At 52.2% G+C, this 24,293-nt stretch carries 19 protein-coding genes; 7 read left to right on the forward strand and 12 right to left on the reverse strand.

The features are described 5' to 3' along the window. Positions 1-106 precede the first annotated feature (106 nt). On the reverse strand, positions 107-568 hold the full coding sequence (gene bcp / locus BQ7364_RS00390) for a thioredoxin-dependent thiol peroxidase (RefSeq protein WP_072682854.1): 462 nt from the start codon (positions 566-568) through the stop codon (positions 107-109). 326 nt (positions 569-894) lie between these two features. Between bcp and BQ7364_RS00395 the strand changes: the two genes are divergently transcribed. The 3 genes from BQ7364_RS00395 (at position 895) to BQ7364_RS17870 (ending at position 4,121) form a co-directional block, all read left to right on the forward strand. Continuing rightward, the gene (locus tag BQ7364_RS00395) at positions 895-2,046 is read left to right on the forward strand and encodes a glycerate kinase (RefSeq protein ID WP_072682855.1); all 1,152 of its coding nucleotides are present in this window, start codon (positions 895-897) and stop codon (positions 2,044-2,046) included. Between the two features lie 71 nt (positions 2,047-2,117). Beyond that, positions 2,118-3,515: a GNAT family N-acetyltransferase gene (locus BQ7364_RS00400; RefSeq protein WP_072682856.1), complete on the forward strand. Its 1,398-nt coding sequence runs from the start codon at positions 2,118-2,120 to the stop codon at positions 3,513-3,515. Positions 3,516-3,866: 351 nt separating this feature from the next. Next, positions 3,867-4,121 (forward strand): LysR substrate-binding domain-containing protein, encoded by a 255-nt coding sequence (locus BQ7364_RS17870; RefSeq protein WP_255370381.1) that lies wholly within the window; start codon positions 3,867-3,869, stop codon positions 4,119-4,121. A gap of 220 nt (positions 4,122-4,341) precedes the next feature. Here BQ7364_RS17870 and BQ7364_RS00410 read toward each other — a convergent pair whose 3' ends face one another. Further along, positions 4,342-5,826 (reverse strand): flavocytochrome c, encoded by a 1,485-nt coding sequence (locus BQ7364_RS00410; RefSeq protein ID WP_006057698.1) that lies wholly within the window; start codon positions 5,824-5,826, stop codon positions 4,342-4,344. Positions 5,827-5,951: 125 nt separating this feature from the next. Here BQ7364_RS00410 and BQ7364_RS00415 point away from each other — a divergent pair, with 125 nt between their 5' ends. Further along, positions 5,952-7,661 carry a cache domain-containing sensor histidine kinase gene (locus BQ7364_RS00415; protein WP_072682858.1) on the forward strand — a complete coding sequence of 570 codons (1,710 nt, stop codon included), beginning with the start codon at positions 5,952-5,954 and terminating at the stop codon, positions 7,659-7,661. Further along, complete coding sequence (locus BQ7364_RS00420) at positions 7,639-8,412, forward strand: response regulator transcription factor (RefSeq protein ID WP_072682859.1); 774 nt, start codon at positions 7,639-7,641, stop codon at positions 8,410-8,412. Before BQ7364_RS00415 ends, BQ7364_RS00420 begins: the two co-directional genes overlap by 23 nt. 233 nt (positions 8,413-8,645) lie before the next feature. On the opposite strand, the gene BQ7364_RS00425 is transcribed toward BQ7364_RS00420, so the two are convergent. From BQ7364_RS00425 to BQ7364_RS00460, 7 genes are all read right to left on the reverse strand, one after another. Next, the gene (locus BQ7364_RS00425) at positions 8,646-8,933 is read right to left on the reverse strand and encodes a hypothetical protein (protein ID WP_072682860.1); all 288 of its coding nucleotides are present in this window, start codon (positions 8,931-8,933) and stop codon (positions 8,646-8,648) included. A 157-nt stretch (positions 8,934-9,090) separates the two neighbouring features. Beyond that, the gene (locus tag BQ7364_RS00430) at positions 9,091-10,503 is read right to left on the reverse strand and encodes an ATP-binding protein (RefSeq protein WP_072682861.1); all 1,413 of its coding nucleotides are present in this window, start codon (positions 10,501-10,503) and stop codon (positions 9,091-9,093) included. A 1,110-nt stretch (positions 10,504-11,613) separates the two neighbouring features. Continuing rightward, positions 11,614-12,444, reverse strand: coding sequence for a rhamnulose-1-phosphate aldolase (gene rhaD, locus BQ7364_RS00440; RefSeq protein ID WP_072682863.1), 831 nt, complete (start codon positions 12,442-12,444; stop codon positions 11,614-11,616). Next, positions 12,441-13,709, reverse strand: coding sequence for an L-rhamnose isomerase (locus BQ7364_RS00445; RefSeq protein WP_072682864.1), 1,269 nt, complete (start codon positions 13,707-13,709; stop codon positions 12,441-12,443). Before BQ7364_RS00445 ends, rhaD begins: the two co-directional genes overlap by 4 nt. 79 nt (positions 13,710-13,788) lie before the next feature. Then, a complete protein-coding gene (gene rhaM / locus BQ7364_RS00450) occupies positions 13,789-14,103 on the reverse strand; it encodes an L-rhamnose mutarotase (protein WP_072682865.1) in 315 nt (104 codons plus the stop codon). A 96-nt stretch (positions 14,104-14,199) separates the two neighbouring features. Next, entirely contained in the window at positions 14,200-15,060 is an 861-nt protein-coding gene (locus BQ7364_RS00455) for a nucleoside phosphorylase (RefSeq protein ID WP_072682866.1), read from the reverse strand. After that, complete coding sequence (locus BQ7364_RS00460; protein ID WP_083538312.1) at positions 15,047-16,177, reverse strand: alkaline phosphatase family protein; 1,131 nt, start codon at positions 16,175-16,177, stop codon at positions 15,047-15,049. The genes BQ7364_RS00455 and BQ7364_RS00460 overlap by 14 nt, the downstream gene beginning before the upstream one ends. Before the next feature lie 226 nt (positions 16,178-16,403). Here BQ7364_RS00460 and BQ7364_RS00465 point away from each other — a divergent pair, with 226 nt between their 5' ends. After that, positions 16,404-17,765: an alanine/glycine:cation symporter family protein gene (locus BQ7364_RS00465; protein ID WP_072682867.1), complete on the forward strand. Its 1,362-nt coding sequence runs from the start codon at positions 16,404-16,406 to the stop codon at positions 17,763-17,765. Between the two features lie 207 nt (positions 17,766-17,972). Here BQ7364_RS00465 and BQ7364_RS00470 read toward each other — a convergent pair whose 3' ends face one another. Both BQ7364_RS00470 and BQ7364_RS18560 read right to left on the reverse strand, forming a co-directional pair. Next, complete coding sequence (locus BQ7364_RS00470; protein WP_072682868.1) at positions 17,973-18,560, reverse strand: class D sortase; 588 nt, start codon at positions 18,558-18,560, stop codon at positions 17,973-17,975. Continuing rightward, entirely contained in the window at positions 18,557-22,063 is a 3,507-nt protein-coding gene (locus BQ7364_RS18560) for an LPXTG cell wall anchor domain-containing protein (protein ID WP_139248514.1), read from the reverse strand. The genes BQ7364_RS00470 and BQ7364_RS18560 overlap by 4 nt, the downstream gene beginning before the upstream one ends. A 124-nt stretch (positions 22,064-22,187) precedes the next feature. Between BQ7364_RS18560 and BQ7364_RS00480 the strand changes: the two genes are divergently transcribed. Further along, a complete protein-coding gene (locus BQ7364_RS00480) occupies positions 22,188-22,781 on the forward strand; it encodes a TetR/AcrR family transcriptional regulator (RefSeq protein ID WP_159432733.1) in 594 nt (197 codons plus the stop codon). A 125-nt stretch (positions 22,782-22,906) separates the two neighbouring features. Here the strand turns inward: BQ7364_RS00480 and BQ7364_RS00485 are convergent, their stop codons facing one another. Continuing rightward, positions 22,907-24,286 carry an aminopeptidase gene (locus BQ7364_RS00485; protein WP_072682871.1) on the reverse strand — a complete coding sequence of 460 codons (1,380 nt, stop codon included), beginning with the start codon at positions 24,284-24,286 and terminating at the stop codon, positions 22,907-22,909. Positions 24,287-24,293: the final 7 nt, after the last annotated feature.

Here is a 24,293-nt window from a genome sequence, read left to right on the forward strand (position 1 = left end):
TGAAAAGAGTGCCTTTTTCATGCCCGCAGCGATTTAAAAAGTCTGGAATCAAACTCGTTCCAGACCGGTTATCCTGATGAAAGTGACCGAAATCGAGATTGGAAATTTAATTCTGTCCTTCCAATCCGTCGATGAACGCCAGCACCTGCGCGACGTCCTGATCCGGCTTTACTTTGTCAAAACGCTTTAAGATGTTTCCCTGCTCGTCGATCACAAACGTCGTACGCGCCACGCCCATCACCTTTTTGCCATACATCATCTTTTCCTGCCAGACGCCATAAGCTTCGATCGCGATCCGTTCAGGATCGGAAAGCAGCGTAAAATTCAGGCTTTGCCTGGCGATGAATTTCTGATGGGATGACGCGGAGTCTTTGGAGATGCCGATCACCTTGAGATTCCGCGCGGCCAGTTCGGCAAAATGATCGCGATAGCTGCAAGCTTGCTTTGTGCAGCCCGGCGTGCTGTCCTTGGGATAAAAATAGACGACGACCTTCTGCCCCAGGAAGTCATGCAGCGCTACTTCGTTGCCCTCGCTGTCGTTCAGTTTGAAATTATATGCTTTTTCCATGATTGTTCGTCCTTTCTTTGTTTTTTTATTTTTGTCAGCTTTATCATACCCGTTTTTCCGGTTTCTGCCTACTCTGACGCCCGGATTTTCTGCTTCCTTTACCGTAATCAGAGGATATCCACGTAAACTTTTGAAGATAAAGAAAGGAATGGGTATCAGGAAAAGGAATATACAGCGAATACTTCATTGAATTTTGCGAAAAGAAAACAAAAGATGATGATATAATCAACTTGAAAAGACTGCCGATAAAAAGCTGAACTCTAATCCAGTTTTACTTACTGGCTGAGTTGATCGGTAACAGCTTTCACTCTAACTGGAGGTTAACAATGAAAAAAATCATCGTGGCTGCGGATTCCTTCAAAGGTTGTATGTCCAGCAGCGAGATCGGAGCGCACATTCAGACTGTGACGCATGAACTTCTTCCGGCGGCTGAAGTCACAGTTCTGCCGATTAGCGACGGAGGCGAAGGCTTAGTTGAAGCTGTCGTTAAAAACGGTGGCTTTCTCCGTCAGGAAGGGATGTTCTGCGATCCTCAGCGCCAGCCATGGAGCGCAGTCTGGGCCAGGAGGGGATCGGAAGCCGTGATTGAACTGGCTCAATGCAGCGGGCTGGGGTTATGCCAGCCCCGCAATCCTGCTCTGGCTTCAACCTACGGCACAGGTCTGCAAATCAAAGCGGCTTTAAACGCCGGATGCAAAACGATTTATCTGGGTCTGGGCGGCAGCGGCACGCATGATGGGGGATGCGGAATCGCGGCGGCTCTGGGCGTACGTTTTTCCCATCAGGGAAAAACCTTTCTGCCTACCGGTTTGACATTGGATCAAATCGAAGCGATCGACGTTTCCGGCTGTGAACTGCGAAACTTTGACGCACAGCTGATCTGCCTGTGCGACGTCGCAAATCCATTGTTCGGCAGTACCGGGGCAGCCCGGGTGTTCGCCCGGCAGAAAGGCGCAGATGAACGGCTGATCGGCCAGCTGGACCGCAGTACGGAAGCGCTGACGCGCAAAGTGGAAGCCTGGCAGGCCTGTTCCCTGGCAAATCTGCCGGGATTGGGCGCGGCCGGGGCCTGCGGTCTGATGTTGAAAGGGTTGTTCAACTGTGAAATCCGCAGCGGACTAAAACAGCTTTTACAATGGATGCGGCTGGACGAACAGCTGGCGGAAGCGGATCTGATCGTTACCGGCGAAGGCCGGATCGACGCGCAAAGTTTACAAGGCAAGGTCCCGCTGGGTATCCTTCGTCATGCTCAGCAGGCAAACGTACCGGTTCTGGCGGTATGCGGTCAGCTCGGTATGGCGAAAACAACGCTGCTGGAAGCTGGATTTTGCGATGTGCTCGTATTGCAGCAGCCGTCCATGAGCGAGCAGGAAAGCATCCTGCACGCCCCACAGCGGCTGCAGGAAGAATGGAGACTCTGGCTGAAACAGAATTTACCGCGGCAGGAACTGGCTGAAAAATCCGTCAGTGTGTCATAAGCGCAGTCAAGAACATTTTCCCGGACATTGGATTATGATAGAATAAGAAAAAGAGCCAAAAGAGGTATACCATGAAAATCCGTCATTACCCTGCCGCTCAGCGACAGAAAATTCAAGCGCTTTTAGACTTCAGCCGGCGGATGCTGCGCACCCAGCGGCAGACCTGCGTTAAAGCGTGCAGCTGGGACGTATCGGAAATTGTCCCCAACAAACCCTTGCCGCCATGGGAAATTTTTGCCGCGGAGGAGGATGACGGTCAGATCATCGGAGCTTTGGCGCTGGATCCTACCCGCTGGCAAATTGATTTGTTAGCGGTCCTGCAGCACCATCAGGGCGAAGGCTTATCCAGCGAACTGCTGCATCAGGCCCGCCGGTTCGCGAAAAAACATCATCATTTTGAGCTGCAGGTGATCGTCCTGATGCCCTCGCTGCCATTCTTTTTGAAAGAAGAATTTACGCTGATGTCCAGCGATCATCATCCGGTCCAGCTGCAGGAACGGTTCTTCATGCGGCAAACGTTGCGGCCGCGGCTGGTGCTGGCGGCGGAGCCCTTTGACGACGGCTGGGACGCCCGGGCGTTTAATGAGAGCCTGCAGGCGCTCGTACCGATTTCTCAATGCCAGTCGGTTTCCTGCAATCTAAGCGATGGACAACATGGATATGTCGACGCGCTGATTGGCCAGTCGGTCTGCCAGCGGGTGACCCTGCCCGTTGATCCGGCTTTCCCTGCCCGAAAAATCAGTTATGCCGTGCGGGGCAACAACGCGATTCTGGAACTTTCCGCGCTCGCTGATGAAACCAGTACCCGGCTTGGCGGTCACCTGATCCTTCATGCCCTCAACCAGGGCTGCCGCCGGTTTTATCTGATGCTCAGCAACGCCATACCGCAGGATGGCGGTTTGGGGATGCTGGAAGTGCTGGGCATGAAGTTTGTTTACGACGATCTGGGTGAAATCGTCCGGGCAGACGATCAGGAATTGAAGAAAACGCTGCGCGGATTGACGTTCATCGCGCTGTGCGATCCCAAGGATTTATACCGCAATGCCCTACCTGCTTCGCCGCTCATTCGCTGGCTGCAGCAAACTTCGTCCGCCGCCGAACCGGGTGCAGGCGCAGGTTATGGGCTGGGCTATACGATTCAGGTGCTGCTGCGCGGGAAATGTCAGGATGGCGTCGCTGCCTTGATGTCGACGATCGGTTTTCGAGAACGGCTGCGCCATGCGGACGCCTTGCTTTGCTTCCGCCAGAAATTCCTGTCGCCTTCCTCCTCCAGTTCCCTGCCTCAGGCTGCGGCAATCGCGCATCATGAAGACATGACGACCATCTTAGTGACGCCGGCAAAGACAAACGCCGCTCAGGCTGAAATTCTGGGCTTTGATCATGTCTTCAATCTGCCGGAAGGACCGTTAAGCGATCAGGATGTTCAAAAGACATTAAGCCGGATTCTTAACGAGCTGAACGGTTTATAGCCGGAATAGCGGTTCAATTTCATGAAATCTCCTTCCATCATGAAGGTGCTGCCCGGGAAACCGGGCATGGGATTCACTGACAATGCAATGACGTGGATCAGCCTGACTCTGGATCGTATCGCTGCGTGAAATTTCCGGCAGACTGCGCTCTGTCTCGTTTCGTCACAGATCGGAAAAGTCGGGAGGTGTCAGGTCCACGGCGATGATCCCCCCGTTTTCAACAGCCCCTTTGCCAGCCAGAATGTCTGGTTCGGTCAGAATCATCAGAATTCAAACGGTGCCTTCGTTCAATGCTGCTTCGAAGAACTGGTCATAATCGCCGAGGAATCGCCGGGATCGTCCAGATGGACAATCAACAACGCGTGCCCAGGGTGGGAATGTTCTTCGCTTGAAGCGCTGTTGGAAGCCGCGCGGCAAAACCTCGGGGTCACACTCCTGTCTCAGCCGCTGGCCCATCAGAAGATCGAAACCCGGCGCTTCACCCCCGTGATCGTCAGTGATTTCCGTTTAGAAAATTCTCTGTCGCAGCTTTGTCATAAACAAAAATACAAAACCCCGGCGATGCTCAAACGCATAAGACTGGCGGAAACGACGGCGCAGGACTGACGCAGGATGAAGGCTGAGAACAGCGCCGGGATCCGTGCTTTTCTATTTCATGGACGCCTTTGATGCCTTTGTTTTTGTGCATCCCTTGATAATGGAAGGGATAAAAACAGATAAAAGCCCCGCGGCTTTCGTTTCTGAAAGAACGGGGCTTTTCATTTTGATTTTCTTGATCCGTACCGGTTCTCGTTACAGGGAATACCGACGGATTCTAAATTTCTGCTTATTTGTTCGCTGCCGCGTTAGCGCCTGCGATCCGGCCGAAGACCATGATATCCGCAATCGCGTCGGAGCCTAAACGGTTGGTGCCGTGGATGCCGCCGGTTACTTCGCCAGCCGCATACAGATTTTCAATGACGTTGCCGTCAACATTGACCACCTGAGCTTCCGGATTGATCTTGATGCCGCCCATCGTGTGGTGGATTGCCGGAATCGACTTCATGATATAGTAAGGACCTTCGCCGAAGGCGATCAGATCGCCGCGCTTGTTGAATTCCTCATCCTTGCCCTTTTCGCAGTATTCGTTATACTTCGCGACGGTGGCCTTCAGGTTTTCCGCATCGATGCCGAAATGCGCTGCCGCTTCTTCGATCGTGTCGGCTTTTACCAACATGCCGCGTTCAATCAGATCATCATATTCGTTTTGATGCTGCTCGCGGACGCCGGAAGCGACCATCGAAGCTTCGTCCCAGAACAGATACGAGAAGCCGTCGGTGGTTTCCGTAACCGCTTTGGAGATGACGTCGCGGCGTTCCAGTTCCTCAACGAACCGCTTGCCTTCCAGGTTGACTAAGATCGCACGGCCGTCCAGACGGACGTCGCCGACATACAGTAAGCGTCCAGTTTCCGCATCGCAGGTCGGATAGGTCTGGATCCATTCCATGTCGACCAGCTTCGCGCCGATCGCTTCCGCCATCGTGATGCCGTCGCCAGTCGATCCGACGCTGTTGGTGGACAGGATTTTTTCATCCATCATCGGGTTGTACTGCTTGCGCATTTCCAGATTGGAGCCAAAGCCGCCGGTCGCGATGATCACGCCGTTGTGAGCGGTGTAGGTCAGAGTCTGGCCGTCATGCTGGGCTTCGACGCCGATCACTTTGCCTGCTTCGTCCTGGATCAGTTTGGTTGCCGGCGTATCGGTCTGGATTTCGATGCCCAGCTCGTCGCATTTAGCCTTTAACTTCTGAATCGGTTCTACGCCGCTGGCGTTCAGCGGAACCAGACTGCGCTTGACAGAATGACCGCCGAAGAATAACATATTATCCTCAAACTGAACATGCACGTCGTCGCGCAGCCATTCCGCAGCGCTCAGGGCATTTTCAGCCAGAACCCGGACCACTTCCGGATCCGCGATATTGTCGCCGCCCTTCATGATGTCTTCATAGAACAGATCGACGGAATCCTCGATCCCTTCCTTTTCCTGCAGCCAGTTGCCCGGAGCGGCCATTTCCGCACCGGAGATCAGCGTGTTGCCGCCGACCATCGGCATTTTTTCCAGCACGAGAACGCTCGCGCCGTTTTCCTTTGCGGTGATCGCCGCCGCCATACCGGCTCCGCCTGCGCCTAAGACGATTACGTCCGCTTCGGTATTGACGTCCGCAGTTTTCGGCTCGTCGCTGGTCTTCGGCTGTTCCGCAGGCTTCTGCGAACAGGCTGTCAGGCTCAGCGCCATGACGCCCGCTAACGCCAGAAGAGTTACTTTCTTCATTTCTTTTTCCTCCCTTTGACAACATCACTTATTTGTGATTACATTAGCATTATAGCCCGGCAGGACTTGTTTGTATTTGCACAAATTTTCGAAAATTTGTACTTTATCAACCTGAGGTGATCCCCATGAAATTTAAAACCCGAATGATCGTGACATTCAGCGCGCTGATCACCGCCGCCTTTGCGGTTTTGATGAGCCTTGTATACCTGACCGTTTCCCATGCCAATCAACAGCTGGTCTCCTCCACCAGCGTCCAGCTGTTCGACGCCAAAGCCCGCGAAGCCGGCGACTGGCTGGCCCAGCGCGTCAGTGAACTGGAAATCATCGCGCTCAGCCCGGCGGTGCAGTCGATGGATTTTGACCGCATCCGGCCGTTTGTCGAAACGCTCAACGCCGACGTCGGGCAGCGCTATGGCAATCAATGGGGCACCTTCGCCATCGGCATGCGCGATGGGATCGGCTGGGTGGCCCAGGATAAGACGATCGACGTATCCGGTCGCGATTATTTTGAACGTGCAATGACCGGTGATGAACCATTTATTCTGAGCGAACCGGTCACTTCCAAGACCGACAACGCCCCGATCGCCCTGATCTGTTATCCGCTGCGCAAAGACGGTGTGCCGTATGGTTTTATCAACGGTGCGATCGCGCTCAACCGGCTGACGGAGCTGGCGCAGGGGATTGATTTCTATAACGGGATATCGTGGATTATGGACAGCGAGGGACGCAACTACACCGTGCTGCCGGAAGCGCTGAGCAGCGCGAAGCTGGCGCAGTTCGCCGAGCATCTGAAAGTGGATCCGCCGACATCCACCCGTTATGTCTCGGACGGCAGTTCGTTTTTCTACTTTACGCCGATCCCGATGACGGAGGATTGGTTTTTATGTACGCAGGTGCCGCGTTCCGTCTTGATGCAGAACACCTATTCTTTATTGGGAACGCTGGCGATGGTATGGATCGTCTTGTTAGGCGTGACGATCTTCGCGGCGATCCTGCTTTCCCGCACGATCAGCCGGCCGCTGGCTCAGCTGTGCGCCACCATGGACCAGGCCGGAACCGGCGATCTGAGCATCCGGGCAGAAGAACGGGGCGGTGATGAAATCGCAACGCTGGCCCGTTCCTTCAACAAGCTGACGGCCCAGATCCAGCGGCTGATGAACCAGCTGATCGATCAGGAAAAAGCAAAACGGCGGGCCGAGCTGCGGATCTTGCAAGCTCAGATCAACCCGCACTTTCTCTACAACACGCTCGATATGCTGCACTGGATGGCTTACGATCACAACGACGAAGACATGCTTCAGCTGATCAGCACGTTATCCAGCTTTTACCGGATTTCCCTGAGCCGCGGCGACGAGTTCATCCCCCTGCCGCGCGAGCTGGATCACGTCCGGTATTATCTGGAAATACAGAAAATGCGGTTTGCGGATCAGTTTGATTTCACGATTGAAGCTTCGCCTGAAACGCAATCGTTGTTAATGCTGAAGCTGCTGCTGCAGCCGCTGGCGGAAAACGCGGTTGCGCATGGCATCAAACCGTGCCCGCATCCGTGTACGCTGTCGATTCAGGCGCGCCGCCGCGGTGCGGACGTGGAAATTAAGGTCAGCGACAACGGTGTGGGAATGGACTCCGAAACGCTCGGCCAGCTGCGCCGGGCGTTCGACACGGGAAAAAGCAGTCTGGGCTTCGGCCTGGTCAACGTCCACCAGCGGATTCGTTTAACCTATGGCAAGGACTACGGACTGACGCTGGACAGCGCGAGCGGACAGGGCACGGTGGTTACAGTGCGGATTCCGGCAATTGAGGAGGATCATGATGTGGAAAGTATTAATTTGTGACGATGAAGCGATGACCCGGCGGGGCTTGACCAGGATGATCGGCCACTGCCGAAAGGATATGGAAGTGGTGGGCGCCGCGGCCCAGGGAGAGGAAGCGTGTGCGATGATCGAACAGCTGCGGCCGTCGATCGTCTTCATGGATATCAACATGCCGTTAGTCAGCGGACTGGAAGTCATTGAGCGCTACCATGAGGATCCGCGGCTGCGGTTTGTGATCATCTCCGGCTACAGCGACTTTGAATACGCGCAGAAAGCGTGCCGCTACCATGTCGTCGATTACTTGTTGAAGCCGGTCACCGAGGAACAGCTCAGCGCCGTGCTGGATCGCTGCGCGGCGATGCTCCAGCAGGAGATCACAACCTCCCGGATCGTGGTCCCGCAGCATCAGGACCGCCGGATGATCACACAGGTGCTGCAGGAAATTGATCGCCGGGCGACGGACAGCGAGTTTTCGCTCAATCAGCTCTCTGAACAATTTCACGTTTCCGCTTCCTATCTGTCGCGGATCATCAAAGAAGAAGTCAACTGTACGTTCAGCGAACTGATCAACGAAAAACGGCTGACGAAGGCGCGGACGATGCTGCTAAGTCCAGAGCCGTATCTGATGTGGGAAATCGCCGAACAGTGCGGCTTCACGTCGCAGCATTATTTCTGCCGGGTATTCAAAAACCGCTTCGGTCTCAGTCCCCAGCAATGCCGCCAGATGATGAAGGAAGAAAAACAAATATCAGAGGATTCCAATTATGAATGATCTTGAAAAAGCGCGTATTTTCTCCGTGCATCACAAAGCACAGTGACTTCAGGATCAGCGCTGCGGATGTTTCTGTTGTCTTGCCATTTTTGATCCCCGGGAAATTATGATTACAGGTATAGATGATCTTGTCGATCAGATCCGAAACGAAACCTGAATCTTCTAAATCCTTTCTTATCCTGCGCCCCTCTTGTTATTTTCTCACGCGTTGCTTCACTTGACCGTCTGCCTTTTTACACATTACACAAGGACATGATAAAAGCGCGATTGCTCGCGCTACTTATCATGTTTTTTAGTTGTATGTATTCTTCTTTATCCAGTTGATTTTGCAGCGCTTTAAGCTCAAAGCGATATTCATCCGAGCAGCCATCCAAACCGTGCATACTTTCTTTATATTTCTCAAACAATTTCTCCACTTCTGTTTTATACCACAAAAACAGTTTACTGATTTCTTCTTCAAAATTCCGCATTATTCTTTCACCCTGTTTTTTCAAAAAAATCCTTTGAAAAATAATAACCATTCTTATGCGATTCTTACTTGGTTTCGGGTAGGCATAGAATGTCCATACAAAGAAAAAGGCTGGATAAAGCGTTAAATGAAGCTTTATCCTACCTTGCCTTTTTATCTTTACCCAAATTCGATTAAGAACCTTTTAGATAGCGCTCTGCATTTTTATATTACTTAGTTTTTGTTGCTGCGATATATTTTTGATTTCTACTGTTCGGTTTATCTGGAATAGTCATTAGCAATTTTCCCTGTGCCATAAGCGGATGCAAATAGCTGGAAGAAAAATAACGGACATCCTTATATCCACAATGCAAAGCAATTTCTTTACGGCTATGCGGCTCTTTACAGTACATCATTATCTTTTCTTCTGTGCTAACTCGTTGGTTATCTTGTGGGGTGACTTGTTGGTTATCTTGTGGGGTTGCCAACAAGTTGTAATTCACATTTTTCAAAACCACCCGAAAGTCAGTTGGCGTAGAGTAGAACTCTGGCTTCAGCTGTTCAGAATATCCTGGGAGCTTTGCTGTTTCATTCAATATCTTTTTCAATCCGCTGCCACGGCGTTCCATGAATTTCATGCGGTGGAACAGGTCGGCGATGATTGGGTTGCGGCGCACCGAACCGATAGCATTAATGTCATATTCCTGAATTGGTTTTCCTTCAAACATTCCACCCGGCGATTGAATTTCCAGACGGTCAGCATACATATCAATGTGTATTTCACTGCCAAGGATGATGTAGTCCCGGTGGATCAGGGCGTTTACCAAGGCTTCAGTCACTGCCCTGTCTGCATAGTCAGGCTTATCTACCCGGTAGTGTGCTTCCTTTGCAAATCGTACTTTGGAGTTATTGCGGACGAAATCGCCGCCATTTTGCAGTAGATAAATCAGGTTGCCCTCAAACTCTTTATCATCCAACGCATCATCATAGATGGAACCTTTTTCAAGTCCATTCCAATGAGTGCAGAACACTCTGGAATTGTACACGATATGCTGGTCGGCAAGCAGTTTTCCCGCATTTGTCAAAAAACCGTTCTTATCTGCCAAACCAAAGGAAATGTAATCAGATGGCTCAAAGTGAAGCCCTGTCCGTTCCAGATAGGTGGCTTCCAAAAGTGTAAAGCTGTAATCTGATTTTTTCGCATCGGTAGCCAGCGCATCAAAGGAACGATTTGTGCCTTTCAAAATCAACTCATTTACCACATAATCCGGGGCAGCAATGCTTTCGTTTCCTACACGAATATAAGCTTCCATAATGCCGTCTGCTTTGTAATAGTAAGGCGTAGAACGACCGGCAGCTACAGTAAGCTCCAGAATGTTTTTGCCATCTTCCTGCATCGGTGTAAGTACAAATTGCGGCAGCGGAGTGATGCGCTCTTTAATCAGGCGGCTAATGGTTTCGGCATCGGTCTGAACATTCTCAAGACCATAAATGCTTCGGTCATCGGCAACACCAAAGAACAGCGTACCGCCGATGCTATTTGCAAATGCACTGACGCTTTTTAGCCAGCTTTTTGGTTTCTTCATTTCCAACGCAACCTTGAAATCACATTCAGTTGCTTCAGCAATATGTTTCTCTATCATAAAAGCCTCCTTTACACGGGGCGATTGGACAATGAGTAGTAAGCGATATTATATCCAATTTTTCAGGATATTTCAATTTAGGAAGGTTTTGAGTTTCGGTGTTTCTCTATTTTTTCAGACGTAATTTAAAGCTCGCTTTGTATCCAGTCACTAAATTTATTGCTTCTGCCAAAGATTTTCACTTTTAAGTATAAGAAAACCATCCTTTGTCAAAGTAAAAATTTCATATTCTTATTTTTACTTATAACTTCAACGTTAGCTGCTCGAAATCTTTGTGATAATCTATGAATTGAAATTTCTTTATCCCCGTATGTACATAACTCAATATACTCTTTTTCCCTTTATTGATTTGGTAGAACCAGAAATAGGCATTACTTTTTATGGAACGGCTTCTTTCTATGATTTTGATTATCAATAATTTCTTATCTATTTTTTCAGCCAATAATCCGATATATCCTATCTAACCATCAGCATCGTATTCAGATTATTTAATGCTTTTCATGTCCTGACTCTCACTCCTTCAAATCCATACTGTTGTTTCTTGAATTTGAAATTCTCCTCAATTTGCCAGCAGCTCATGTAGTCTCTCACAATTTAGATAACATCGTCTTTGCCTTTTACCCTTTTATTTGTAAGCAACATCATTGGCTTTTCTTCGCTTATCCCCTAGACGATGATTAAGGTTAAACATTAGCCGGAGTGGCTGGGCAATTCTACTCGAGTAGCAGAGATATAGATTTTTCTGTTCAGCTCTCGGAAGAACATATTCATTCTTATCTTTCTTTTTCTGCTTTTTGCGATTTGCCCTATATTCTTAACTTTTTTGAATAGAAGGCTTCTGTTTTCCTTTAATCGAACAATGAAATCAGCGCTGCTTTTTTGGAAAGGAAAAAATAATTATAGTATACACAGGCATCATATCTTCTGTCTTCAGCAAACGTGCATTATCCAGAAATGGTAGTCTACTGCTTCAATATTTTTAACCCCTTCATCATTTTCAGAAAGAAAGCCGGCGCTTGTTGCAGGGTAGATATGACTGTAAAAAAATAGCGACTGTTTCTTTTTTATTTTTGACCAAAATTCTAATACTTCGGTTTTTTTATCTTTCAGTCAGTCGTTTCGATGCAGCGCCTGAGGGTTCAGCGTGACGTGAAAATCCTCGGCCAGCGCAATGAAATCCTCCGTTGTGATCGTCTGCCGCTTATGCGGAGTCACGGAAAGCACCTTGATCAAAATCTCGGCAGACTTCTCAATCGTGTGCATCAAGCCAAACGTTTCATCAAAATCTGTTCCTGAACAGAACAATCCATGATGCGCCCAGACGACGGCGTTCACCTGTTCCATCTGCACACTCGTCACCTCGGCGATCGCCCGGCCGCCCGGCACCATCCATTTCACCACGCCGACCCCCTCTGGAAACACGACCGGACATTCCGTCGCCATTTCCCACAGCTCCCGCGTAAAGACCGCAGGTTCCAAAGGCAGGATAAACGTCAGGGCGATCAGGTTGGCTGGATGGGCATGATAGATCACACGGTGCTTCCCCTGCGTGACGCGTTTTTTCACCTCATGATTCATAAGATGCGTCGGCAGCTCGCTGGTCGGTCTTCCGCCTTCGGTCAAGCCCCAGACAATCCGGTACTGCGTGCCGTCGGCGCTGATCTCGATGATCGCCAGATTGGCGGCCGGATTCAGCTCGACGTTGCGCATATATTTGCCGCTTCCCGTCACGGCGAAGAACTCGCCGGCCAACCCCGGCACCTTGGCCGTGATCGGCTGCCAGGGCTGGCCAAAATCCAGCTGATTGTGAATCGTCTCAAGCTCGGTCTGCGGGATGCGGTACGACAGATTGCCGCCGTTGCGCTCGTGCCATCCTTGCCGGAAGCCGTCGCCGCACATCCGAATCATTCCCTGCATCCAGGGTGTTTCCAAACATTTCATCCTTGTTCCTCTTCCTCCCGTTTTGCCAGAACACGACGTTCATAGTCCTGTACGACTCTCAGCCATTCCTGCTCGCCCGGTACGCCCTGACGTTGACAGAAAGTCTCCCAAACCGCCCCCAGCGGCGCCATTTTCAGCTGTTCCTGCAGCGCCATCAGTTCGGTGAAACGGCGCTGTCTTTGCAGCTCAGCCAGCGTTGCCTGCGGCGTTAACAGGGCGTTGAGCAGCGCTTTGCGGACACTGCGCACGCCGATTGCCCACGCCGCGATCCGGTTGATGCTGGCGTCAAAATAATCGGTTGCGATGCGGATCCGGCGAACGTCATTGCGGATGATTTCCTGAGCAATCTGCCGCGTTTCATCGTCGTACAGCACGACGTGATCGCTGTCCCAGCGCACCGGCCGGCTGATGTGCAGCGCCAGCTCGTCGCTGAACAACAACATCGACGAAATTTTATCGCTGATCATTTCCGTCGGATGGTAATGCCCTGAATCCAACAGACAAAGCAGCTGATTCTGTGCGGCATAATTCATGTAAAATTCGTGCGAGCCGACGGTGTAGCTTTCGATCCCGATGCCGAATACCTTCGATTCCACGGCGATCTTCACCTTCGAGCGGTCATAATCCAACGTCAGAATCTGATCGAGCGAAGCTTTTAATCGGGCGCGCGGAGAAGTCCGGTCAGCTGGAATATCCTTTAATCCGTCGGGAATCCAGATGTTGACCAGACTTGTGTCTTCCAGTTGATCCGCGGAAGCTTCAGCGATTTTGATGCAGGTTTGACAATGGCGGATCCAGAACTGCCGGATTGCTTCATCTTCGCTGGAAAGGGTCGCAGCCTCCGCCAGCGGATGTCCAAACAGCGTCGGATTGAAGTCCAGCCCCAGTCCGTTTTCCTTTGCGAAAGCGATCCACGGCTGGAAATGCTCCGGCTTCAGCTGATCGCGGTCTACCTTTTGTCCTGGCTCAAACACGGCATAGCTGGCATGCAGATTCAGCCGGTGCTTTCCAGGGAGCAAGTGCAGCGCCGTTTCAATATCCTGCTTCAGCTGCGTGAAATTCCGCGCGCGGCCGGGATAATTGCCGGTCGCCTGAATGCCGCCGGAGACCGCCCCGGCCCCGTCGAAGCCGATCACGTCGTCGCCTTGCCAACAATGAATCGAGATGGGAATTCCGGCGAGCGTGTTCAGCGCCGCTTCCACGTCAACTCCCAGAAGCGCATAATCCGCAGCGGCCAGCCGGAATTTTTCTGATGAAACCGTCATGTTTTTTCCCTCCTTATGAAGAATATCGAGATCTGCCATCAGGACGTTGCGTCATGATCTGATCCTCTCCTTATTCCTGTTATTTCAAATAGAACACCGGGATTAAGTCCACGCTGACCGGGCTGTTGTCCGGGTTGGTTTCCATCAGCTCCGCCATCGAATCCCACCACTTCTGGCAGATTTCCGTTTGCTCCGAAGCCGCCCAGCGCTCCTCGTCCTCAATCTCTAACACCGCGAACAACGTCAGCGTTTTGGGATCGAGAAAGATCGAATATTCATGCCCGCCGTAGTCGTGGATCATCTGCTTCATCTGCGGCCACAGCTGATCATGCCGCCGTTTGTATTCTGCTTCCTTGCCGGGGTACAACTTCATTTTAAACGCTTTGCGAATCATTTTGACTGCCCCTTTCCGCGCCTCTTTCTCCGCTTTCTTTTCCAGTTTCAGTATAGCAGAAATCAAGCGGGAAAAGTAAAAAGCTTCGCTGTTTTTTCAGGAAAAGCAGCGAAGCGATAAGAAGCACAGTATTGACAGGACAGGAATTTCCGTTAATTCCTCAGTCCAGCATTCTTCAGCCAACCGCATGCCGGCTTGAATGACCTGATTGATGTAGCGTTTTCTGACCTCGGCGAAGTTCACGCTGCCCCAGCGCCAGCCGGCGTTGGTCTCAGGCAGCGGATGACCGTCCGACGCCAACAACATCGCCGCAGCCGGGATGCCGTAAACCGCGCAGACCTGAAGCAGGGCGGCGGTTTCCATGTCGACCCCGACGCAGCCCAGCGCACGCCAGGCCGCTTCCTTGTTCATCGTCTGACGATAGACTGCGTCGGTGGTCACGGTATCCAGAGACTTGACCGGCAGCGTCTTCGCCATCGCCTGATTCAGAAAAGCGCGCAGCGCAGGATCGGCCTCCGCCCATTCACAGTTTTCAGCATAATGTCTGGACGTGCCTTCCTCACTGTAAATCCGCGCCGGAATCAGAACGTCCCCCACCTGCGCCCGGGGATCGAAAACACCGCACAAGCCGGCGACGATCACCTTCTTTACGCCCAGCGCCAGCACAGTTTCCAGCGTATCAACCGCCGCAGGCGCGCCATAGCCGCCTTTCGTAAAGCAAACATGCGGAGCATCCCGCAATCTCAGACACGGCGGATTATCCAGAAAACAGGGCAGATGTTCGCTGATCACCTCACAGGGGTAATCCTGACGCAGCTGATCGAGCGCCCGCCCCATTTCAAACAACACGCACACCTCCGGCAGAACTGGCGGCGCTGAGGTACCGTGACTGCTTTTCACATGCCGCTGGGCCGTGATCACCGCTTCGCTGCGGTCTTCCGGATCAAACCAACGCATCTGGATCCTCCGATTCCCGCGCGGCCAGAATCACCGGAATCATCATTTCCTCCACACCCAGTCCCGCGTGCTGACCCTTAAACGGCGGCTTCCCGTTTTCCCACAGACCAAGGCAGCTGGAACCGATCGCAACCGCGAAAACATCGCCGAGGAATTCCCGCGTCCGCGGATGGATCGGACCCGGACCGAACAGTCCTTCGTCCAGCCAGGTTTGCGAGGGTTTCAATACGAACCGGTCGCCATATTTCCGTTCAAACTTTTCCCTGAACTCCGCCAGCCGTCCATCCTTCACAAAGAACGCTGTGCCGCGCGGCTCCACCGTCGGGCCAAAGCGCAGACAGTCCAGCAGCTCAGGATCCTCTTTCAGATTGATGTTGTCGACGTCGACCTGTCCATGATCAGCGATGATGATCAGGCCCGTCCGCGGATCCAGCTCGCTGGCCAACCTGCGGCAGCGCGCGTCGATCTGCTTCAATTCCTCCGTACACGCCGGATCCGAGGGACCTTTCACATGCATCAGGGAATCGAAATGATCCCAATAGGCATAGATGAACTGCGCGTCCTGAGCCTGGCTGTGCGTGGCGATTTGATCGCACAATTCATCGAAGCTGTGCGCCCCGCCTTCGCGGAAAGCGGGATACAGCTCCAGCGCCGTTTTCCCCTGCCGGATCAGCTCTTCCTTCTGATTCAGAAACGGGATATGCGTATACGAGTAATCGAGATAGCTTCGCTCTCCGTAATAGCTGCGGTTCATGAACAGAATCAAGGAATCATCCAGTTCCTTAAAATATTGATGCCAGCCGATCCAGCCGTTTTCCGCCGGGGATTTCCCGCTGAGCACGCTGGTCGTCGCGGCCGAGGTGGTTGAAGGATAGACCGTCGTCACTTCCTTGAGCTGATGCGTCCGCAGAAAGCTGTCCTTTTCCAGTTTGGTTTCCAACAGCCGGGCGCCCATCCCGTCGATCAACAGCACGACGATCTGATTCCACTGATGGTCAGCCAGCCAGGCGCTCACCTGCGGATCCGCCGGGTGATGGACGCTCAATCCAAGCTGCTGCCGCCAGGCGTTGATCACGCTCAAGATTCCTTTGCGGTAATCAGGTTTTATCAATTCCATAGACTTAAACCTCCTTTTTTCTCAAATGCAAGCCGCCGTTTTGCGCTTGGCGAACAGAACTTAAAAACTCTGCCGCCGCAATCTCAACCGGCTTCTCTGATCTTCATTTTACTCAATCCCAAGGGAAAGAACAAAGGTTTTGCGATGAAAATTATCTGTTCCCGATAACTTTTACTTTTCGATTCCCCTGCGCCGAGGTAAAATAGATCGGTGAGGGATTAGAATTATGGAATTATTAAATGAGATTTTCAGTCAGTTCAACGCGGTACTATGGGGGCCGCCGTTGATTCTTCTGCTTTTGGGCACGCATCTGTGGATGACCGTCCGCACCCGCGGCGTGCAGCGCTGGGTCTTCAAGGGAATCAAATTATCGGTCACGCCGGATAAAACCGAGGGGGATATCAGTCCATTCGCGGCGCTGACGACAGCGCTGGCGTCCACGATCGGCACCGGCAACATCATCGGCGTGGCGACCGCAATCGTTTCCGGCGGGCCGGGCGCAGTGCTGTGGACATGGCTGACCGGGTTGTTCGGCATCGCCACCAAGTATGCGGAAAGTCTGATCGCCGTCAAATACCGCCGCAAAACGGAAGACGGCACCTATCTGGGCGGCGCGATGGTCGTGCTGGAAAAAATCGGCCATCCCAAGCTGGGCGTGGCGTTCGCGCTGTTAACCGGGCTGGCGGCGTTTGGCATCGGCTGCAGCGTACAGTCCAATGCGATTGCCGACGCGCTGGTTACCAATTTTCATTTCAACGCTTCGCTGGTCGGTCTGGTGCTGGCGGCCGTGACGTTCTTAGTCATCTTCGGCGGCGTCAAGTCGATCGCCAACGTGTGCGAGAAGCTGGTTCCGTTCATGTCGTTATTTTATACGCTGGGCTGCTTCTACATTCTGTATTATAACCGGGCGTATCTGCTTCCGGCGATCGAGCTGATTCTGCAGGCGGCATTTACGCCCCGGGCGATGGCCGGCGGGTTTATCGGCAGCACGATCATGACGGCCTGCCGGTATGGCTGCGCACGCGGTTTGTTCTCCAATGAATCCGGGATGGGGTCGGCGCCGATCGTCGCCGCCGCAGCCCAGTCGCGCAATCCGGTCCGTCAGGCATTGATCTCCTCGACCGGCACGTTCTGGGACACTGTCGTCGTCTGCCTGATCACCGGCCTGGTGCTCGTTTCCAGCATCCTCGCCAACCCGGCGATCTCCACGATCGGCCTGGAGGGCGGCGAACTGACAACGCTGTGCTTCGCGCAGATTCCCGTCATCGGCACGCCGCTGTTGATCTTCGGCATCCTGACGTTCGCCTACTCGACGATTCTGGGATGGAGTTATTATGGCGAACGATGCATGGAGTATTTATTTGGTAAGAAGATCTTGAAGCCGTACCGTGTTTTGTGGATCGTCGTGCTGTATCTGGGCTGCACGATGAAGCTTGATCTGGTGTGGACGATCGCGGACACACTGAATGGCCTGATGGCGATTCCGAATCTGATCGCCGTGCTGCTTCTGACCCAGGTCATCGTCAAAGATACGCGGTATTATCTGGATGAAGGCCATCTGGACGAAACCGATCCGGATATGGAATGATCTGAACAAGACACAATTAAACCAGACCCCATGAAGAACGAAACGTTATAATCCTGCAGGATTGCGGCGTTTCGTTTTTTTTCAGGTTTCTGCCGCGGGTTCGGAATAATACAAAAGCTCTTTTTCCTCAGGCATAAGAAAAAGAGCTTTTTGTGTCAATCATTTCATTATTAAGTATCGTTAATGAAGGAGGATCGCTTTCGCAATTTATGAGTCTGTCGTTTTCAGCCGGGCCTGGACAACGAAGCGATGCGTCGGTTCGATCGCCGAGCTGCAGGTGATGAGCGTCAGCTGACCCGTCCCATCGCTCAGCAGCACAGAATTGTCCTGCGGCGTTACGGTCAGGGTTTGATAGACCTCATAAACCACCGAACTGCTGCCTTGTTGAAGGATGATTTCAGCGCCGATTGCGATTGAAGGCAGATCGTGAAAGAAACCACCCACGACATTGCGGTGACCGGCGATCACGCAGTTGCCCGGACCGCCCGGTTCCCCGGTATTTTCCATGTGACCCAGACTTATCCTCAGTGTTTGCGCCGCGGTGCCTTCGCACACCGCTTCCTCCAGATCCAGCGACGGAATCCGCAGCAGCGCCGGGCCGTCCGCGAACGAGAATCGGGCATCGTCATCCATGAATTCTGTTGTCTGCGCTTCTTCGTGAATCCCCTGAGTCCTGCGGGTCTGCGCAATCAGCGCTTCCCGTTGCTTCAGTTCCAGAATCCGGCTGCCTACCGTCGTGGAAACCAGAAGAATCCCGGCGCCCAACAGGATCAGTCCGAAAATTTTCGCTTTCATCCGTGGCGGCGCTTTTTCAATGTCAGCGCCAGTCCCGCGGCAATCAGAATGAAGCCGCCGGCCAGTGCCAGCACAAACTCCCGATCTCCGGTATAAGGCAGAACGGCTGCCGGGGCCGAAGACGCCGGCGTTTCAGATTCTGGTTGTTCTGGAGCTGGCGGGGCCGGATGTTTCTGATTGATCACAGCGTGAATTTCCAAACCGCTTTCCTGACCTCTCAGCGCACTGGCAACACCGTCGGCGTCGACCGTAACCTCAAACAATTCGTCCGTTTTCTCATACCCCTGCGGAGCGCTCAGCTCTGCGATCACATAGGTCTGGCCCAGTTCCAGATCCGTGAAATGAACCTGGCCGTGATCGTCGCTGGCAGCCTGGGAAAGCTGCGTCGTTTCATCAAAGCTGCCGCTTTCCGTTTTATAAATCGCAAAGAGCGCGCCGGAGACCGGCTTGCCATACTGATCTTGTTTCAGGAAGACAACCTCCCCACGCAGCCGCGCATCGCTGACCTTCAAAAGCTGAATCGTCCCCGCTTTCGCGGTGATTGTCACTGGATATTCCGTAGTATCGAGCACAAATCCCTGCGGTGCGTTCAATTCCTTCACTACATATTCGTTCTCGCCCGCCTTTGTTTTCAGCGCGGTAAACAGCGCTTTGCCCTCGCTGTTGGTGACGACCTTCTGCATCAGGTAGGTTTCGCCCGCGGCATTTTTTGCGTACAGACCATATTCGGCCCCCGTGACCGGCGTATTGTCATCCGCTGCGGTTTTCGTCAGCTCCAGACTGGCGCGTCCGGGGATCCGCATCGCCGAACCGGCGGAATATTTCGACTGGAACTGGATTGCATCGCTGTTGGCCAAACCGCTGCTCTGATCTCCCATCCCGGCCAGGTTGGACAGCGCAAACTCACCTTTGGCGGCGACGTTGACAAAGGCCGAATAGTGCAGCACATAGGAACCGTTGAGATCCAGCGCGGCAGGCAGCATAAACACCGCCTGATTGCCATTGACCTGAACGGCTGTTCCTTCAATCGTATCCGTTTCCTTGAAATCGCCGTTGGCTTGAATTTCAGCTTGCTTTAAAACAACGCTGTCGGGATCCAGAAGTAATTCCTCACTCATTGTATCGGTGATGACAAGACCGTCCGGGCAGACCGTACTGAGATCTGCCCCGGCCTGGTTGATTTTGATCGTATAGTCGACGGTGTATTGATCGCTGTGAACGACGCTCGATTTGTCAAATGCCGTATTGGCGATCTCAAGCTTGGTCCCGTGGCTGACTGGCTCGCCTTCCTGCTTTTCCAGAACAGCGGTGTTCGTCAGCTTTAACAAAGCGTTCGCGTCGCTGGATGTATTGGATTGATCAAACCGGAACCCCTCGGGCAGATTCGTCGCATTCACGTCCAACACCGTGTTAAAAGTCAGTGTGACCTGTTCATGCAGCGTGCCCAGATCGATCTGAAGCTCGTTATTCACAATCACCGGCGTCATCGGAACATCTTTGTTTTGTGAAGCATACCGGACAGTCAGACTGTTTTCCACATACCGCAGATACTCCGGCAGCGCATCCTTAACCCGAACATCTGTCAGCTCGGTACCGTTTTGATTGACGACAATCTTCCAGCGAAGTTCATGAGTTTGATAATCATAACCTTCCGCGCTCTTCTGAAGCACTGTGCTGGAAAACTGTGGCTGGCCGGAGGCGGTCAACGTCGGAATGGCATCGGAACCGAAGGCCACCTTGTTATGAAATTTCATTTTCGCATTATCCGCATAGAACAGCGGATCGGTCGCTTCGGTTTCATACTGGAACACAATCATTTCGTTAAAGGTATTCGTCTGACCGTCAGCGTTGGCGATCAGAATCTCATAATCCTGTGTCGTCTCAGTTGTCTTATCAGCCAGCGGATTGATTGTGATCGTATACCCTGTTTTCGGCGTGATCACCTGAGCGTTGCCGATATATTTCTGATTGGCCGTGGTCAAGGTATCAATAATCGTTCCATCCTGAACATCCAGAAGATTCTTATTCAGCGTCACTGTCCAGGTAATCCGGCGGGTCGCGGCATTGTAGCTCGCGGATTTTTCAACAACGCTGGTCGGCAGCTTGTGGTTTTTTTCAATGACCGGCGTGCCGTAATCGCGGGCTGGTTCCGGACCGGCGCCGTCCGGATCCCAGTTCATCTGCAGCCACGCCTTGTTGTTCAGATTTGTATTGACGTTCTGCGCTGTCAGATCGAGATCAAAGTGCGTGAGATAGGTGATCACGTATTCGGCTTCCTGCGGATGATTGATCGTCAGCAGTTTCTGATCACCGCCGCTTCGCCCATCAAAGGCAGGATTTAACAAAACCTCAGAGGGAACGGAATTTCCGTTCACCGTAACGTTGGCGTCCGCTGCGCTGAAGCTCAAGCGATCTTCCAATTCGTCGTAAAGGGTAATCGTGTTAAAAGGCAGCGACTGGGTATGCACGACGAGCTTCCAGGTCATCGTCTTGTTGACAAGATCATAACTTTCGCCGGTTTTCATCAGCCAGCTGTCGCCCTTGACCCGCACCTCCCCCTGCGCCTCGGACAGTTTTGCCGAGCCGTCCGGCTGCCAGAGCTGGGCCGTATTGGTCACGGTCATCCCTTTGGAAGGATCTGCCAGCTGACCATCGTCACCGATAAACACCGCGGGGGATGGTATGGTCTTGTATGTGATCACTGCATCCTGACTTAATGGCTGGTCAAGTGTGACCCGCAGCGTCTGCCCGTCGACCTGAACTGCAGGATGCGTCTGCTGCGAACCGACTTTCAGTGTCAGCGAATTGTCGACATAGGTCTGCTTCGCTGTCAGTTCATCGCAAAACAGAAATCCCGTCGTATATTGCGGAGCATTCTGTTCCTCATCAAACGGCGCGATTTGCCTGCTTAACGAAACTGTCCAGACAATCGTCCCGGAATTCTCATAGACGCCGCTTTTTGCGGTAACGGCCGGATCCTTGAGGGCATTGTCTGCAATGGTCAGGCGAATGGAGCGGTCTGTCCCTAAACTCATTTCCACATCCTGCCGGCCGCCGATTTCATCCATGTCCAATCTGGCGCTGAATTCAAAATTCATTGCATAAATTGGCAGGACGCCCAGATCTTCTTCGAAGACAAGCTTGATCTGATCCTTCTGCGCCCCGGCAGTGACGTGCGCTACCGTCTGCCCGTCAATCTTGATTTCCTGATTCAGATTCGGATGACTGTTTTCGATATATTCCGGGATTGCGATGTCCCACTCGCTGCCCGGCAGATTCATGGATTCCTCCAGTGGTTTCAGCGTGTAGCGTAAAATTAACGCGTCTTCTGCGGCGACGCTGTCTCCGTTATTTAACGCGGAATCTCCGCATAAAAGTTCAACCTTTTCGATTAACTTTGCGCCATCCCCTGCGGCCTCTGCGGATACTGTGGGCGGCATCATCGCTTCCAGAGGCAGCACGCAAAGTCCGATGCAGCATAAAAACTGGAATAACTTCCTCATATTTCTCTCCTCAATCATTATTAAGCATGCGCTTAACAATGAGTTTATCATAGCGAAAGAACCAATTTATGACAAAATACAGTTTTTAATCGCATTTTTCAGTAAAATCATCTATACTAAAACCATGAGAAAACAAACGATAGACGCAGGACAGATTTTGGAAATTACAATCGCCCAAGCCGCCCGGGAAGGACTGGTGAACTTGTCCACACGCAGAATTGCAAAGGAATGCGGAATCAGCGAGGGCAGCATCTTTCATTACTTTCACAGCAAACCGGAGCTGTTAACAGCGTGTTTTTATCATGTTGACAGACAGGTTGACGAGCAGCTGAAACAGGCAGATGTCAAGTTGTTTTCCCTGCGCCGGAGCATCCGCGAGTTGTGGTTTTTGTATTTCGGTTATTTCGCGTCGCATGGCGATCACGCCAAATTCTACTCACAATTCCGCCATTCCTCCTTCTATACTCACGACGTCATGCGCGGCCAGACTGAATCCTTCGCTTTTTTTACCAATTTTGTCGAGTTAAACAAAAGCGCAATTTTAATCCGCTCCGAGGTTTTCTGGGAGTTTGTCATCGACACCACGCTGAACCTGGCCGTCAATGTTGCCGACGGTAAATTTCCAGACAGTTCCAAGGATCGTGAGCGGTATTTTACCTTGATCGCCAAAGGTCTGGGCGGCGTCCTGTCGCCGGGAAAGTCGTGGGCTGAAAAATAACTTCTCATTTCATTTCGCAAATAAAATGTCTTATTGACCTTCAGAAAAAACCGGTTTCCCTTCGTTCCGCTCAATTTGCGGAGCTTGGAAAACCGGTTTTATTTGGCTTTCAGGTAATCTCAGGCTTATGCTTTCTTTAAGAATGCGACATAAGCACGGTAGGCTTCATAGACGTCCGCTTTGGAAACGACTTCCCATGGGGCGTGCATATTCTGCACGGCGATGCCGGCGTCAATGACTTCCATGTTGTAATTCGCCAGGATATAGGCGATCGTTCCCCCGCCGCCCTGATCGACGCGGCCCAGCTCAGCGGTCTGGAACATGACGTCTTCCTCGTCCATGATCCGACGCAGCTCGGCGATGAATTCCGGATTGGCGTCGTTGCATCCGCTCTTGCCGCGGGATCCGGTGTATTTGTTGAAGACGATGCCCTTGCCCAAGAACGCCGTATTCTTCATTTCATTGACCGACGGATAATTAGGATCATAGCCGGCGCTGACGTCGCTGCTTAACATCTTACTGTTCTGCAGAGCGCGGCGGACTTTCAGCTCGCTGTAATCGCCCATCGCGTTGAGAATCTCCGCGACAATGTTCTCAAAGAAATGGGAATGCATGCCGCTGGCGCCATTGCTTCCGACTTCTTCCTTGTCAACCAACAGGCAAACGCTGGTGCGCTGCGGATTTTCCATCGCGAAGGTTGCCAGCGCTGAGGTATAGGCGCAGACGCGGTCGTCATGGCCATAGCCTAAAATCAGGCTGCGGTCCAGACCGTAATCGCGCGCTTTGCCCGCGGGAACGACTTCGATTTCCGCAGACAGGAAATCTTCTTCCTCCATGTTGTATTTTTCTTTTAACAGAGCCAGAATCGCTTTCTTGACCGGCTCTTTTTCGTCTTCGCCGCCCTCGGCCGGGATGCTTCCGACCAATACGTTTAAGTCTTCGCCTTCGACGACCTTCGCCCCGGTCTTCTGCATCTGATCAGCGGAAAGATGCACTAACAGATCGCTGATGCCGACAACCGGATCGTTTTCATCCTCGCCGATGTTCAATTCAATCCGCGTGCCGTCTTTCTTGAAGACGACGCCGTGCAGCGCCATCGGATGGGCGACCCATTGGTATTTTTTGATTCCGCCATAGTAATGCGTATCCAGCAGCGTCAGTCCCTGATCTTCATAGATCGGATGCTGCTTCAGATCCAGACGCGGGGAGTCGATGTGCGCCCCGACGATATTCATGCCCGCTTCCAGCGGTTCACTGCCGATCACAAACAGTGCGATATCCTTATCTTTATTGACGGCATAGAGCTTATCGCCGACCTGGATTTTAGCGTTTTCCGCCAGAACCTCGTTCAGATCCCGGTAGCCGTTTTCCTTTGCCAGCCGGACCGTTTCCCGCACGCATTCCCGTTCCGTTTTGCATACGGAAATAAAGTGCTTATACGCTTCGTTGAAGGCAAACAGGGCTTCACGCTGTTCACCCTGCGTTTTATTCCATACTGTTTTCATTCGATTA

The sequence above is a fragment of the Holdemania sp. Marseille-P2844 genome, from assembly GCF_900120005.1.
Lineage (GTDB): Bacteria > Bacillota_I > Bacilli_A > Erysipelotrichales > Erysipelotrichaceae > Holdemania.

Bases quoted from the DNA above. Each gene is read 5' to 3' on its own strand.
- bcp (WP_072682854.1), bottom strand. From the start codon at position 568: ATGGAAAAAGCATATAATTTCAAACTGAACGACAGCGAGGGCAACGAA.
- BQ7364_RS00395 (WP_072682855.1), top strand. From the start codon at position 895: ATGAAAAAAATCATCGTGGCTGCGGATTCCTTCAAAGGTTGTATGTCC.
- BQ7364_RS00400 (WP_072682856.1), top strand. From the start codon at position 2,118: ATGAAAATCCGTCATTACCCTGCCGCTCAGCGACAGAAAATTCAAGCG.
- BQ7364_RS00410 (WP_006057698.1), bottom strand. From the start codon at position 5,826: ATGAAGAAAGTAACTCTTCTGGCGTTAGCGGGCGTCATGGCGCTGAGC.
- BQ7364_RS00415 (WP_072682858.1), top strand. From the start codon at position 5,952: ATGAAATTTAAAACCCGAATGATCGTGACATTCAGCGCGCTGATCACC.
- BQ7364_RS00420 (WP_072682859.1), top strand. From the start codon at position 7,639: ATGTGGAAAGTATTAATTTGTGACGATGAAGCGATGACCCGGCGGGGC.
- BQ7364_RS00425 (WP_072682860.1), bottom strand. From the start codon at position 8,933: ATGGTTATTATTTTTCAAAGGATTTTTTTGAAAAAACAGGGTGAAAGA.
- BQ7364_RS00430 (WP_072682861.1), bottom strand. From the start codon at position 10,503: ATGATAGAGAAACATATTGCTGAAGCAACTGAATGTGATTTCAAGGTT.
- rhaD (WP_072682863.1), bottom strand. From the start codon at position 12,444: ATGAAATGTTTGGAAACACCCTGGATGCAGGGAATGATTCGGATGTGC.
- BQ7364_RS00445 (WP_072682864.1), bottom strand. From the start codon at position 13,709: ATGACGGTTTCATCAGAAAAATTCCGGCTGGCCGCTGCGGATTATGCG.
- rhaM (WP_072682865.1), bottom strand. From the start codon at position 14,103: ATGATTCGCAAAGCGTTTAAAATGAAGTTGTACCCCGGCAAGGAAGCA.
- BQ7364_RS00455 (WP_072682866.1), bottom strand. From the start codon at position 15,060: ATGCGTTGGTTTGATCCGGAAGACCGCAGCGAAGCGGTGATCACGGCC.
- BQ7364_RS00460 (WP_083538312.1), bottom strand. From the start codon at position 16,177: ATGGAATTGATAAAACCTGATTACCGCAAAGGAATCTTGAGCGTGATC.
- BQ7364_RS00465 (WP_072682867.1), top strand. From the start codon at position 16,404: ATGGAATTATTAAATGAGATTTTCAGTCAGTTCAACGCGGTACTATGG.
- BQ7364_RS00470 (WP_072682868.1), bottom strand. From the start codon at position 18,560: ATGAAAGCGAAAATTTTCGGACTGATCCTGTTGGGCGCCGGGATTCTT.
- BQ7364_RS18560 (WP_139248514.1), bottom strand. From the start codon at position 22,063: ATGAGGAAGTTATTCCAGTTTTTATGCTGCATCGGACTTTGCGTGCTG.
- BQ7364_RS00480 (WP_159432733.1), top strand. From the start codon at position 22,188: ATGAGAAAACAAACGATAGACGCAGGACAGATTTTGGAAATTACAATC.
- BQ7364_RS00485 (WP_072682871.1), bottom strand. From the start codon at position 24,286: ATGAAAACAGTATGGAATAAAACGCAGGGTGAACAGCGTGAAGCCCTG.